Raw genomic sequence first — 13,960 nt, forward strand, 5'->3', positions numbered from 1 at the left:
ACTCGAAACCGACGCATTCATCGGCTTCAATGTCGCGCAACTGCTCATGAGGGAATTGCAATGCTCATGCTGACTCGGCGCGCCTTTCTGAGAGGCGCGATCGCCGGGGCGGCTTCCGCCTTCGCGGGAGCGGCCTACGCCTTCGGCTATGAGCCGCTGATGGCGCCGCGCGTCGCCCGCTATCACATTGCGCCGCGCGTCTGGCCGAAGGGCTTCGCCCTCGAGATCGCGGCGCTCTCCGATCTGCACGCCTGCGAGCCATGGATGTCGATCGAGCGCATAGATGCGATCGTCGATCGCATGAATGCGCTGCGGCCCGACGTCATCGTGCTGCTCGGCGATTATGTCGCCGGGCTGCATCGTTTCGCGACGCCGATTCCGGCGCCGCAATGGGCGCGCGCTCTGTCCCGCCTGTCGGCGCCGCTCGGCGTCCATGCGATTCTCGGCAATCACGACATGTGGGACGACGAAACCACGCAGCATCGCGGACGCTACGAGACGGCCGCCCGCGCCGCGCTCGAGGACAATGGGATTCCGGTCTATGAGAATGCGGCGGTGCGTCTGACCGGCGGCGCTCGCCCCTTCTGGCTCGCGGGACTGGCCGACCAATTCGCGATACCCGCCGGGCGGCGCAAATGGAATGGGCTGGACGATCTGCCGGGGACGCTCGCCGAGGTGACGACCGACGATCCGGTGATCCTATTGGCGCATGAGCCGGACGTTTTTCCGCGCGTGCCGGAGCGCGTCGCGCTGACGCTCTGCGGGCATACGCATGGCGGCCAGGTGCGGATCTTCGGCTGGGCGCCGATCGTGCCGTCGCTCTACGGCAATCGCTATGTCCATGGACATATCGTCGAGGACGACAAGCATCTCATCGTCTCCGGCGGATTGGGATGCACGGCGCTTCCGGTGCGCTTCGGAGCGCCGCCGGAAGTCCTTCACATAAGAGTCGAAGCGCCGGCGGCTTGACGCCGGCGCGTCCGCCTCACTCGCCGGCCGCTTTCAGCTTCTCGCCGCTCTGGCTGCGCGCCAGAAGCTCGGTGAGCGCGCGGCGATATTCCACCGGCATCACCTTGCGGAACTTCGGCTTATAGCCCTCCCAATCGTCGAGGATGGCGCGCGCGCGCGTCGAGCCCGTGTAGCGCAGATGATTGGAGATGAGATGCTTCAGACGCTCGGCGTCGAAGCGCGTCATGTCGCTCATCACATCGACGCGGCCATGCTGCTCGAGATCGCCGCTCTGATGATAGGCCTGCGTCATCGCGGTCTCCTCGTCGCGCACCGGCTCGAGATCGACCATGGAGAGATTGCAGCGCTCGGCGAAGCCGCCGTCCTCATCCAGCACATAGGCCACGCCGCCCGACATGCCGGCCGCGAAATTGCGGCCCGTCGGGCCGAGCACGACGACGACGCCGCCGGTCATATATTCGCAGCCATGATCGCCGACGCCCTCGACGACCGCATAGGCGCCGGAGTTGCGCACGGCGAAACGCTCGCCGGCGACGCCGCGCAGATAGGCCTCGCCCCCGACGGCGCCATAGAGCACGGTGTTGCCGACGATGATCGACTTCTCCGGCACGATCTGCTTGGCCTCGCGCGAGGGATAGACGATGACCTTGCCGCCCGAGAGTCCCTTGCCGACATAATCATTCGCCTCGCCCTCGAGACGCAGCGTCACGCCGCGCGCGAGAAATGCGCCGAAGCTCTGCCCCGCCGTGCCCGAGGCGCGAATGTCGATCGTGTCCTCCGGCAGGCCGGCGAGCCCATAGACGCGCGCGACCTCGCCCGACAGCATGGCGCCGGTCGAGCGATCGACATTGCGGATCGCCGTCTCGATGGAGGTCTTCGCGCCGCGGTCGATCGAGGCGCGCGCCGCCTCGATGAGCTTGTTGTCGAGCACCTTGTCGAGGCCGTGATCCTGCGTGAGGCTGTGACGGATCGCGGCGCCCTCGCCCGCCGGCTTGTGGAACAGCTTGGAGAAATCCAGTCCCTTCGCTTTCCAATGGGCGAGCGCCTTCTCCTTGTCGAGCATCTGCATCTGGCCGATCAGCTCGTCGAAGCGGCGATAGCCCATTTGCGCCATCAGCTCGCGCACTTCCTCGGCGACGAAGAAGAAGAAGTTGATGACATGCTCGGGCTGGCCGACGAAGCGCTTGCGCAGCACAGGGTCCTGCGTCGCGACGCCCACGGGGCAAGTGTTGAGATGGCATTTGCGCATCATCACGCAGCCCGCCGCGATCAGCGGTGCCGTCGCGAAGCCGAACTCGTCCGCGCCGAGCAGCGCGCCGACGATGACGTCGCGACCCGTGCGCAGGCCGCCGTCGACCTGCACGGCGATGCGCGCGCGCAGATTGTTCAGCACCAGAGTCTGATGCGTCTCGGCGAGGCCGATCTCCCACGGGCTGCCGGCGTGCTTGATGGAGGTGAGCGGCGAGGCGCCCGTGCCGCCGTCATAGCCGGAGATGGTCACATGATCGGCGCGGCCCTTGGAGACGCCGGCGGCGACCGTGCCGACGCCGACCTCGGAGACGAGCTTTACCGACACGTCGGCGCGCGGATTCACATTCTTCAGATCGAAGATCAGCTGCGCCAAATCCTCGATCGAATAAATGTCGTGATGCGGCGGCGGCGAGATGAGGCCGACGCCCGGCGTCGAATGGCGCACCTTGGCGATCACCGCGTCGACCTTGTCGCCGGGCAGCTGGCCGCCTTCGCCGGGCTTCGCGCCCTGCGCCATCTTGATCTGGATCATGTCGGAATTGACGAGATATTCCGCAGTCACGCCGAAACGTCCAGAAGCGACCTGCTTGATCGCCGAGCGCGCGCTGTCGCCATTGGGCAGCGGCTTGAAGCGCTCCGGCTCCTCGCCGCCTTCGCCCGTGTTGGACTTGCCGCCGATGCGGTTCATCGCAATGGCGAGAGTCGTATGCGCCTCGCGGGAGATGGAGCCGAAGGACATGGCGCCGGTGGAGAAGCGCTTGACGATCTCGCTCGCCGGCTCGACCTCGTCGAGCGGAACGGGCGCGCGACCATCCTCCTCCGCCGTCTTGACGCGGAATAGGCCGCGCAGATTGAGCAGCTTGTCGTCCTGCGCGTTCAAATGCTGCGCGAAGGCGCGATATTTGTCCTGCGCATTGGCGCGCACGGCATGCTGCAGCAGCGACACCGTATGCGGCGTCCAGCTATGCGCCTCGCCGCGAATGCGGAAGGCGTAATCGCCGCCGACATCCAGCGCGTCGCGATAGATGGCGACGTCGCCGAAAGCGTCCTTGTGACGGCGCACCGTCTCGGCCGCGATCTCGTCGAGGCCGACGCCCTCGACGCGCGTCGTGGTGCCGCGGAAGAATTCGTCGATGAAGCTCTGCGCGAGGCCCACGGCGTCGAAAATCTGCCCGCCGCAATAGGACTGATAGGTCGAGATGCCCATTTTGGACATGACCTTCAGCAGACCCTTGTCGACCGCCTTGATGAAGCGCTTGATCGCCGTCGGCCCGTCGACGTCGGAGGGGAATTCCGCGGTCGAAGCCTCGAGAGTCTCAAAGGCGAGATAAGGATTGATCGCCTCCGCGCCATAGCCGGCGAGCAGAGCGAAATGATGCACCTCGCGCGCTTCGCCCGTCTCGAGCACGAGACCGACCGAGGTGCGCAATCCGCGGCGAATGAGGTGATGATGCACGGCCGCCGTGGCGAGCAGCGCCGGAATCGGAATGCGATCCGGCCCCACCATGCGGTCGGAGAGGATGATGATGTTATAGCCGCCGTTCACCGCCTTCTCGGCGCGCTCGCCGAGCCGGTTCAGCGCCTCGCGCAGGCCGCCGGCGCCGGTCGCAGCGTCATAGGTGATGTCCAGAGTCTTGGTGTCGAAGCTGTCCTCGATATGGCCGATGCAGCGGATCTTCTCGAGATCCTCATTGGTGAGGATCGGCTGGCGCACCTCAAGCCGCTTGCGCTTCGCCGAGCCCTCGTGATCGAGGATGTTCGGGCGCGGGCCGATGAAGGAGACGAGGCTCATCACCAATTCCTCACGGATCGGATCGATCGGCGGATTGGTGACTTGCGCGAAGTTCTGCTTGAAATAGGTGTAGATCAGCTTCGGCTTGTCGGAAAGCGCCGAGATCGGCGTATCCGTGCCCATGGAGCCGACCGCCTCCTGGCCGGTGACGGCCATGGGGAAGAGCAGGAGATCGAGCTCCTCCTGCGAATAGCCGAAAGCCTGCTGGCGATCGAGCAATGACACATCGGCGCGCGAGGCGCGCGGCTCGACGGGCTTCAAATCCTCGAGCACGATCTGCGTGCGCTCTAGCCATTGCTTATAGGGATGCGAGGAGGCCAGCTCCTTCTTGATCTCGTCGTCGGAGACGATGCGTCCCTGCTCGAGATCGACGAGCAGCATCTTGCCCGGCTGCAGGCGCCACTTCTGCACGATCTTGTCTTGCGGGATCGGCAGCACGCCCATCTCCGAGGCCATGACGACGAGCCCGTCCTCAGTCACGAGATAGCGCGCCGGGCGCAGGCCGTTGCGGTCCAGCGTCGCGCCGATCTGACGGCCGTCGGTGAAAGCCATGGCGGCGGGGCCGTCCCAGGGCTCCATCAGCGCGGCGTGATATTCGTAGAAAGCCTTGCGGTCGCTATCCATCAGCGGATTGCCGGACCAGGCCTCCGGGATCAGCATCATCACCGCATGAGCGAGCGAATAGCCGCCCTGCACGAGAAACTCGAGCGCATTGTCGAAGCAGGCGGTGTCCGACTGACCCTCATAGGAGATCGGCCACAGCTTTTCGATGTCATTGCCGAACAGCGGCGAGGCGACGGAGGCCTGACGCGCGGCCATCCAGTTGAGATTGCCGCGCAGCGTGTTGATCTCGCCATTATGCGCGACGAAGCGATAGGGATGCGCGAGGCGCCAGGACGGGAAAGTGTTGGTGGCGAAGCGCTGATGCACCAGCGCCAGGGCGCTGACGAAGCGCGGGTCTTTCAGATCGAGGAAATATTCGCCGAGCTGCGAGACCAGCACCATGCCCTTGTAGACGATGGTCTGCGAGGACACGGAAACCGAATAATGCTCGCGCGCCGCCGGCCCCCGCGCATAGATTTCATTGGAGGCGGTCTTGCGCGCGAGATAGAGGCGGCGGTCGAAATCGACGTCATCGGTCACGGTGGGGCCGCGTCCGATGAAGACCTGGCCATGCACCGGCTCGACCGCCTTCACCGCCGCGCCGAGGTCGCTCGAATCGACCGGCGTGTCGCGCCAGCCGAGCACGACGAGGCCCTGGGCGGAGGCGGCGGCCTCGATGAATTCCTTCGCCTTGGCGCGCTCGGCGTCATCGCGCGAAAGAAAGAACTGGCCGATGGCGTAATGGCCGGGCTCCGGCAGGGCGAAGCCGAGCTTCGCGCATTCTTCCTTGAAGAACTGGTGCGGAATCTGCACGAGAATGCCGCAGCCGTCGCCGAGCTTGGGGTCCGCGCCCACGGCGCCGCGATGATCGAGATTGAGCAGGATCTGCAGACCCATCTCGACGATCTCATGGCTCTTGGCGTTGTGCAGATTGGCGACGAAGCCGACGCCGCAGGAGTCGTGCTCCTTGGACGGATCGTAGAGGCCCTGAGCCTGCGGCAGGAGGGGGTCTCTGGCGTCGATCGCGGTCATGGCGGCGTCTCCCGGGCGAGTCCGGGGGCCGCCCGGCCCGATCGCCGCGCCCGCTCCCCCGTCCTTGGTCGTCGAAATCATAGCGTCGCTCGCAGGGTGGCGCGAGCGGCATTGGCGCAGAATGGTCAGCAAGGCTGACATATCGGCGGGAAATATTGTTGCCAGATTTGCGTCCCTCGCACAAGCAATCTGCCGCTACAAAACCGAATTCCCGGCGCATTCCGTCGCCGGCGCGCGCCGCTTGCGTCCAAAGCTCGCCGCAATGGTCGCCCAAGCTCGGCAATCGAGACGGGGCCAGACGATGAGATGGATGTGGAGCGGTTCATGACGCTATCGAGACTGCGGCCGAAGCTCTTGCTCGCGATCGCGAGCCTCGCGCCGATGGCGGCGCCGACGCCGGCCGCGGCGGATTTCTTCTTTCGTCCGTTCGGCTACGCCTTTCACCAGCCGATCCCGGAGCCCGCGCCCAACGCCACGCCTCGAGCGGTCGCCGGCATTTTGGGCGAGGAAGGCTTTCGTCTCGTCGGCGGGCTCGGCCGGCGCGGCGATCAGGTGGTGGCGACGGGCGTCGACCGCCGCGGCCATTATCGGCGCTTTTTGATCGACCCTTATGAGGGCGAGATTTTGCGCTCCTGGCGCATCGGGCCGGAGGAAGTCGGACCGGGCTTCGTCGAAGCGCCGCCCGCCGCCTATCGCGGATCGCCGGGGCCAGAACCCTATGAGGGGCCGCGCGCCGGCGCCGCGGAAGACCCTCTGGTCGTGCCCGGCCTCGGCGGTGAGCCCCGTCGTCCGGCGCGACGCGCGGAGGGGCCTTCGCGCGCCCATGCGCCCAATGGCGTGGCCGCCGTCCGGCCGGAGAACGCCGAGACGCAGCGCCCGCCCCATTCGCCGCCCTCCGAGGCGACCAGGCCGCCGACGCGCGCCGCGGCACCGCAGCTTCGTCCGACGGCTCCCCATTCCGCGAAGCCGGCCGCCGAGCACAAGGCGCCCGCGCAGCAGCAATCCGGGCCGACCCCGCCGCAAGGCGCTGCTCCGGCGCCCACCCCTGCGCCAGCCGCCGCCCCCGCCGCGCCGGCCCAAGCCGCACCCGAGCCGCCGCATGCGGCCGCGCCAGAACCTGCCGCCGTCGGCCATCAGCAGGCGGCGCCGGCGCCTCAGACCATCGTCCCGGCGACGCCCGCCGCGCCGCCGCCGCCCGCCCCTGCGGCTCCCGCCAACCCCGTCTCGGCGGAGCAGTCCAAGGCGCCGCCCGCGGGCGAGCAAGCCCAGCCGACTCCGGGCGGCTGAACGAAAAAAGAGGCGTCCCTCTCGGGACGCCTCGATTTTTTTGCAAGGAGAGGATTCAGCCTGCGGTCAGGCGGCTTTGGCGTCGATCGTCTGGGCCGGAACGCCGCCGCCGATCTCGATGCGGCGCGGCTTCTGCGCCTCGGGGATCTGGCGGACCAGATCGACATGCAGCAGGCCATTGGCGAGGGTCGCTCCGGTCACGACGACATGGTCGGCGAGCTGGAAACGGCGCTCGAAGGCGCGGGCGGCGATGCCTTGATGCAGCATCTCGCGCTTGACGCCGCCGCTCTCGGGCTGCGGGTCTTTCGCGCCCTTGATGGTCAGCGTGTTCTCGCGCGTCTCGATGGAGATATCCTCGCGCGCGAAGCCGGCGACGGCCAAGGTGACGCGATAGTCGTTCTCGCCGGTGCGCTCGATATTATAAGGCGGATAGGTCGGCGCCGTCTCCGCGCCCGGCCCCTGGTCGAGCAGCGAGAAGAGACGATCGAAGCCGACGGTCGAGCGATAGAGGGGGGAAAGATCGAAGTGACGCATGTCATTGTCCTCCTAGAAGCGACAGTGGAAGCGCGATCGGGATGCTCGTCCCCGCTCGCGCCGGGGAAGAAGCGCGTCCGCTACGGCCCGCGCTGATTTCCATGTGGGAGCGCCTTTTGCGGCCTGCAAGAGGCGCCGGCGCGGGTGTCGCAATTTTGTGACAGGCCCCGAGTTTTCGCCGCGAGCGCGACGATCGCATTGACCGCGGAAATTTCCCGGCGCTAGTTTCACTCATGGCGAAGCTGAGGTCACGGCGCTGGTCGGACGTCTCCGCGGCGAGACGCGCATTCGTCTCGGCGCTGGCGCTTTGCCTTTTCGCGCTCCAGGCTTTCGTCGCCGCCTCGCTGGTCCGAGCGCATGACGCGAGCGCGGCCGGCGTCTCGGCCTCCGCCTATTGCGAGCCGCACAGGGACGGCGCGCCGCCGGCAGAGCGCGATCATGCGCCCTGCTGCATTCTCTGCGTCTCCGGCCGCGATCTGCCGAGCCTCGCCGAGCCGCCGTCCGAGGAGCCGATCCTCGCGCCGCCGGTCGCTTTCGCCTTCGTCGCCTATGCCTCGACAGCGCCGCCACGGCGCGAGCCCGTCGGCTGGGCCAGCTCCTGGTCGTCCCGCGCCCCTCCCCTCGCCTGATCGCGCGGCGCGCCGCGATCGCGGCCGCCGTTTCGATACGCCGATCGACGCACCGGACGCCCCCGCGCCCGGGCGACGCCGCGACGGATGGCGCCGATGCCCGACACGAGATTTTCGATTTTGCGCGAGCTCTTCGCGCGCACCCAACGCGATTTGACGCGCCTGCTCACGCGGCGGGTCGGTCCCGATCACGCCCCGGACATCGTCCAGGAGGCGTTTCTGCGCGTCATGCATAGAGACATGACCGAGGAGATCGCCGATCCGCCCGCCTATCTGCGCCGCACCGCCGTCAATCTGGCGATGGATTTCTCGCGACGGCGCAAGCTCGAGAGCAGGCTCTTCGTGGCCGATGCGGAGAGCTGCGACGCGCCCTCGCAGGAGCCCTCGGCGGACGAGACGCTGGAGGCCGATCGCCGCGCGCGCATTCTAACGTCGGCGATCGAGACGCTGCCGCCCAAATGCCGCGAGGTCTTCGTGCTGCGCATGCATCATGACCTCCCGCAGGACGAGATCGCGCGGCGGCTCGGCATTTCCCGCAATATGGTGGACCGGCATTTGCGCATCGCCATAAAGCGCTGCCGAAGCGCGGTGCGGTAGAAAAATTTCCGGGCGACGCATCCGCGATTCGGACCGTCGCTCGTCTGTATGTGTGAGGAGCGAGTTTCGATCTATGGCCGCCCACGAATATCCCGCGCCGCAGGAGAGCGCCTCGCAGGACTCCGCCATCGCCTGGTGGGTGCGTCGCGACGCCGGCGACATGTCGAGCGCCGAGATCGCCGCCTTCGAGGCCTGGATCGCCGATCGGGCCAACGCCGCGGCCTTCGCCTATATTTGCGCGCTCTGCGGCGAGGTGAAGGCTTTGAAGCCGCGTCGTGTCGACGCGATCGCGGCGCGGCGGCGGCGGCGCATGGCGTTCGCTGCCGCGCTGGCCGCGACGCTGGCCACCGTGGCGAGCTTCGACACGCTGCGCCTGCTCTGGAGCGCGGACTTCCGCACCGCCGCCGGCGAGACGCGCATGGTCACGCTCGCGGACGGCTCCAAGATCCAGCTCGGCGGCAAATCGGCCATCGCCGTGCATTACGCCGCCGGAGAGCGCGCGCTCACTCTGCTCGAAGGCGAGGCGTTTTTCGATGTCGCGCCGGACGCCGCGCGGCCCTTTGTCGTCACGGCGGCGGGCGGAACGGTGACGGCGCTCGGCACATCTTTCGACGTCGCGCTCGAGAATGACGGCGCCCGGGTGACGGTCGCCGAGCATAAGGTCGCCGTCGCGAGCCATGGCGAGAGAATGATCGTCGAGGAAGGCCGCCAATGCGACTTCGGCTCGGCGGCGCCGACGAGCGCGCCCATCCCGGTCGCCGTGCCGGACGCCACCGCATGGCGGCGCGGCAAGCTCATCTTCGTCGATCGTCCGCTCGGCGAGGTCGTCGATATTCTCTCACGCTATCACCGCGGCTACATAATCGTGGCGAGCGATTCCACGCGCCTGCTGCGCGTCACCGGCGTGTTCGACGCCGCCGATCCGATCGGCGCTCTGCGCGCGATCGAGGCTTCGCTCGCTCTCGATGCGATTCACATCGGCGATTATCTCGTGGCGCTGCGCGGATGAGACAGAACGCCGCATCATGCGCCCGCATTTTTTCGTCGCACGGACGTGCGTGTTCGCGCGCTCCATTCGTCAGAGTTCATAGAGGGACGTTTTCGTTCCTGATGAGAACTCGGAGAAGGGCGGATGCAGCGGCGATTTTTTCGTCTCGAGAATAGAAACATGGGCGCGACGGCGATAGCGACGGCTCTGAGCGCTCTCGTCCTCGGACAAGAGCCGGCCATAGCGCATGTCGCAATGCCGGAGGCGGAGCTCGCGGCCGCCGTGCGCAGCTATGAGATTCCGGCGGGCTCTATCGCCGCCGCGCTCAATCGCCTCGCCGACGCCACCGGCGCGCAGCTCGTCTATAAATCGCGGCTGACGCGCGATCTCACGACACACGGCCTCACCGGCGTCTTCACGCTGGAAGACGCGCTCGATCGTCTGCTCGCCGGCACGGGCATAGGCTATCGCCTCACGCGCGACGGACGCAGCGTCGCCATTGTGCTCGCGCAGAACGAGACCACGCGCAATGACGCCGGCGCGGTTCCGCTGCCGCCGATCGACGTGGCGGCGGAGCGCGCGCGCGCTGCGCGCCGCAGCGCGCCACGCCGACGGCCCCTTCACGCCGATCGGCGCGGCGGACATAAGCGGCGCGGCGCTCGACGCTCAGCGTCCCAACGCCAGCGACACGGCGCAGCTGCTCTACGCGGCGCCGGGCGTCGATCTCTATGAGGCGGGCGGCGTGTCGCGCCTGCCGGCGCTGCGCGGCCTCGCCGACGATCGCATCAAGATTTTGCTCGGCGGCGTCGAGATCACCTCGGCCTGCGCCAATCACATGAATCCGCCGCTCTCTTATATCGATCCGAACAATGTCGGAAAGATCGAGGTGCTGTCCGGCGTGACGCCGGTGAGCAAGGGCGGCGATTCGATCGCGGGCACGATTTCGGTCACGCCCAAGCCGCCGATCTTCGCCAATCCGCACGTCGCCTCGGCGCCCGGGCTCGTTCCATCGGTCGCGCCCGGCGTTCTCGCCTCTGGATCGATCTCGGGCTTCTTCCGCAGCTCCAACAGCAGCTTCGGCGTCTCGGGAACGGCGAATGTCGCCACCGAGCATTTCAGCCTGCTCTACAATGGCGGCTATACGCGCGGCTCGGATTATCACGCGGGCGACAATGGACCGAAGGTCCTCTCCACCGGCTTCATCTCCGAAAATCATTCGGCGACTCTCGCCTATCAGAACGACGGACATCTCTTCACGTTGAAGGGCGGCTATCAGAACATTCCCTATCAGGGATTCGTCAATCAGCGCATGGATATGACCGCCAACCGCGCCTATTCCGTCGACGCCGGCTATGAGGGCGCGTTCGAATGGGGCAAGCTCGAGGCGCGCGCCTACTGGCACCATACAGCGCATGAGATGGGCTTTCTCTACGACAAGCAGCCCGCCAACATGCCGATGAACACGTCGGGAACGGATTACGGCTATTCGCTGAAGGCGGAAATTCCGCTCGACCCCTCCAATCTTCTGCGCGTCGGCAACGAATTCCACGGCAATCATCTGAACGATTGGTGGCCGCCGATCGTCGGCAGCATGATGATGGGTCCGGGAACCTATTGGAACATCAATGGCGGCCAGCGCGACCGCATCGGCACATTCGCGGAATGGGAGGCGAAATGGTCGCCGCAATGGACGACGTCGCTCGGCGTGCGCAACGATGTCGTCTGGACGAACGCCGGCGACGCCCAGGCCTATGACCCGCGCAATCCCATCCCCATGGGCATGATGGGAATGGGCATGGGCATGGCCAATCCAGACGCGACGGCGGCGCGTTTCTTCAACGCCCGCAGCCATGCGCGCACCGACGTGAATTTCGACATGACCGCGCTCGTCCGCTACCAGGCCGACGAGACGAGCACATATGAGCTCGGCTATTCGCGCAAGACGCGCTCGCCCAATCTCTACGAGCGCTACGCCTTCGGCGTCGGCGGCATGGCGAGCAGCATGATCGGCTGGTTCGGCGACGCCAATGGCTATGTCGGCAATCTCGATCTGAAGCCCGAGGTCGCGCATACGGTGAGCTTCACGGCCGCTTGGCGCGATCCCGTCGCCCATGATTGGGAGGTGAAGGCGACGCCCTATTTCAGCTATGTCGAGAATTTCATCGACGCCGATCGCATCGGCGGATTCAGCGACAAGAATGGAAGCTGGTTCCCCATTCTGCAGTTCCGCAATCACAAGGCGGAGCTCTATGGCTTCGATCTCTCCGGCCGCGGCAAGCTCTATGAGGCGCCGGATGTCGGCAGCTTCACGCTCTCCGGCGTCATCGGCTATGTCTATGGCGAAAATCTCGATCGCGGCGACGGGCTCTATCACATCATGCCGCTCAACGCCCGCTTCGCGCTCGAGCACAAGCTCGGCGGCTGGAGCAGCGCCGTCGAGCTGCAGCTGGTCGACAGCAAGACGCATGTGAGCACGGCGCGCAACGAGCTGAAGACGCCCTCCTATGGCCTCGTCAATCTGCGCACCGCCTATGAATGGGACGCGTTCCGCATCGATCTCGGCGTCACCAATGTCGCCGATGTGCGCTATTATTCGCCGCTCGGCGGCTTCGATTACACGAATTACAAGAAGACGAGCGTCTTCGGCGCCGTGCCGGGACAGGGCCGCTCCTATTATGCCGGGCTGACGGTGAAGTTCTGAGCTTCGCCTTTTGCGCGCTCGGGCGAGACATGCGATAGACGGGGCAAGAGGCGCGGGCAGCGCCTTTCGCTCCCGCCGTAGCAGGATCGCCCGACATGCCGCTCACCGAATCGCAGCTCATCGGAACGCCCGACAATCCCGTGCCGCCCAATGCGAAGGTCTTCGCCATTCGCACGGCGGACGGACGCAGCCTGCGCGCAGCGAGCTTCGCGCCGCCGCGTGGGGCGATCGGCACAGTGGCGCTGTTTCAGGGCCGGGCCGAGTTCATCGAGAAATATTTCGAGACGATCAATGATCTGCTCGCCCGCGACCTTCATGTGGTGACGCTGGATTGGCGTGGACAGGGCGGCTCGGAGCGCGATCTTTCCGATCCGCGCAAGGGCCATGTCGATGATTTCGCGCTCTATCAGCGCGATCTCGACGCCTTCATCACCGACGTCCTGGCGCTCGAATGCCCCTCCCCCTGGCATGCGCTGGCGCATTCCATGGGCGGCGCCATATTGCTCGATCGCGTCCATTCGGCGCGCTCGCCATTCGATCGCGTCATCGTCGCCGCGCCAATGGTCGATTTCGAAGGGCTGCGCTTTCCGATCGGCGCGCGCGCCATCGCCGACACGCTCGACATGTTCGGCCTCGGCGCCATGTATGTGCCGGGCGGCGGACCGAAATCGCTGGAGGAGCTGCCCTTCGAGGGCAATCGTCTGACCTCCGATCCCGCGCGCTTCTCCCGCAACGCCGACATCGTGCGCGCCGCGCCGCATCTCGCCATCGGCGATCCGACGGTCGGCTGGGTCAACGCCGCCTTCCGGCTGATGAAACAATTCGCCGCGCCCGAATACGCCCGCGCCGTGCGCTCGCCGGTGATGGCCTTTCTCTGCGGGCGCGACCGCATCATTTCCTCCCGCGCGATCGAGCGCTTCGCCCAGCGGCTGCCGGTCGCGAGCCTCATCGAGGTTCCCGGCGCGCGTCACGAATTGCTGATGGAGCGCGACGAATTGCGCGAGCAATTCTGGGCGGCCTTCGACGCTTTCGTTCCCGGCGAGGCGGTGGATAGCGCCTGAGCGCTTTTACTCGAAGGCGGTCTGAAAGCGCACGATCGCCCGCGCCACCGGCCGCGTCGGCAGATAGCAGAAGGAATTGGTGGCGATCTTCGCCTCCTTGCAGTGCTCGTGCTCGGCGTTCCACTCATAGCCGAGCCGCTCCATGCAGGCGACGATATGATCGTGCAGCACTCTGCTGTTCTTGTGCCGCTCCTCCGGGAGCTTGCTCTCGCTGTCGAGCTCGCAATCGGTGACGTCGATCTTCAGCCCGGCGAAATAGCGCCCGCTGCTGCTGCTGGTGACGAAGACGAGCTCGGTCGCGACGATGAAGGCGAGACCGACGGCGAAAGCGACGCGCGCCTTGAACTTGCTGTCGAAATAATCGATGCCGATGAAGGACAGAGCGCCGAGCGCCAGCAATCCGCCGCCGAGCATGAGCGTCAGCGGAGCCACGAAGGCGGAGATATCCTCATTCATCGGCACGTCTCCCGTCTGTTCCCGACGGGGCGCCGCCTTCCCCTCAGTCTCGAGGTCAAA

At 66.4% G+C, this 13,960-nt stretch carries 11 protein-coding genes; 8 read left to right on the plus strand and 3 right to left on the minus strand.

Annotated features, from left to right (window positions below):
• Positions 1-66 precede the first annotated feature (66 nt).
• Positions 67-969 (plus strand): metallophosphoesterase, encoded by a 903-nt coding sequence (locus METLW4_RS0106590; protein WP_026191308.1) that lies wholly within the window; start codon positions 67-69, stop codon positions 967-969.
• Positions 970-985: 16 nt separating this feature from the next.
• Here METLW4_RS0106590 and gltB read toward each other — a convergent pair whose 3' ends face one another.
• Positions 986-5,647: a glutamate synthase large subunit gene (gene gltB, locus METLW4_RS0106595; protein WP_026191309.1), complete on the minus strand. Its 4,662-nt coding sequence runs from the start codon at positions 5,645-5,647 to the stop codon at positions 986-988.
• 324 nt (positions 5,648-5,971) lie between these two features.
• Between gltB and METLW4_RS27675 the strand changes: the two genes are divergently transcribed.
• On the plus strand, positions 5,972-6,934 hold the full coding sequence (locus tag METLW4_RS27675) for a hypothetical protein (protein WP_157234940.1): 963 nt from the start codon (positions 5,972-5,974) through the stop codon (positions 6,932-6,934).
• 66 nt (positions 6,935-7,000) lie between these two features.
• On the opposite strand, the gene METLW4_RS0106605 is transcribed toward METLW4_RS27675, so the two are convergent.
• Complete coding sequence (locus METLW4_RS0106605; protein WP_018265416.1) at positions 7,001-7,468, minus strand: Hsp20 family protein; 468 nt, start codon at positions 7,466-7,468, stop codon at positions 7,001-7,003.
• A 233-nt stretch (positions 7,469-7,701) separates the two neighbouring features.
• On the opposite strand from METLW4_RS0106605, the gene METLW4_RS0106610 reads away from it, so the two are divergent.
• From METLW4_RS0106610 to METLW4_RS0106635, 6 genes are all read left to right on the plus strand, one after another.
• The gene (locus METLW4_RS0106610; protein WP_018265417.1) at positions 7,702-8,097 is read left to right on the plus strand and encodes a hypothetical protein; all 396 of its coding nucleotides are present in this window, start codon (positions 7,702-7,704) and stop codon (positions 8,095-8,097) included.
• A 96-nt stretch (positions 8,098-8,193) separates the two neighbouring features.
• Positions 8,194-8,694 (plus strand): RNA polymerase sigma factor, encoded by a 501-nt coding sequence (locus tag METLW4_RS0106615; RefSeq protein WP_026191310.1) that lies wholly within the window; start codon positions 8,194-8,196, stop codon positions 8,692-8,694.
• Positions 8,695-8,767: 73 nt separating this feature from the next.
• Positions 8,768-9,703, plus strand: coding sequence for a FecR family protein (locus tag METLW4_RS0106620; protein ID WP_018265419.1), 936 nt, complete (start codon positions 8,768-8,770; stop codon positions 9,701-9,703).
• A 159-nt stretch (positions 9,704-9,862) separates the two neighbouring features.
• Positions 9,863-10,414, plus strand: a complete 552-nt coding sequence (locus tag METLW4_RS28520; RefSeq protein WP_026191311.1) for an STN domain-containing protein — start codon at positions 9,863-9,865, stop codon at positions 10,412-10,414.
• Positions 10,326-12,383 (plus strand): TonB-dependent receptor, encoded by a 2,058-nt coding sequence (locus tag METLW4_RS24170; RefSeq protein ID WP_245258482.1) that lies wholly within the window; start codon positions 10,326-10,328, stop codon positions 12,381-12,383. Before METLW4_RS28520 ends, METLW4_RS24170 begins: the two co-directional genes overlap by 89 nt.
• Positions 12,384-12,478: 95 nt before the next feature.
• Positions 12,479-13,444 carry an alpha/beta fold hydrolase gene (locus tag METLW4_RS0106635; protein WP_018265421.1) on the plus strand — a complete coding sequence of 322 codons (966 nt, stop codon included), beginning with the start codon at positions 12,479-12,481 and terminating at the stop codon, positions 13,442-13,444.
• A 6-nt stretch (positions 13,445-13,450) separates the two neighbouring features.
• Here METLW4_RS0106635 and METLW4_RS0106640 read toward each other — a convergent pair whose 3' ends face one another.
• The gene (locus METLW4_RS0106640; RefSeq protein WP_018265422.1) at positions 13,451-13,900 is read right to left on the minus strand and encodes a hypothetical protein; all 450 of its coding nucleotides are present in this window, start codon (positions 13,898-13,900) and stop codon (positions 13,451-13,453) included.
• Between the last annotated feature and the right edge of the window lie 60 nt (positions 13,901-13,960).

This window comes from Methylosinus sp. LW4, from assembly GCF_000379125.1.
Lineage (GTDB): Bacteria > Pseudomonadota > Alphaproteobacteria > Rhizobiales > Beijerinckiaceae > Methylosinus.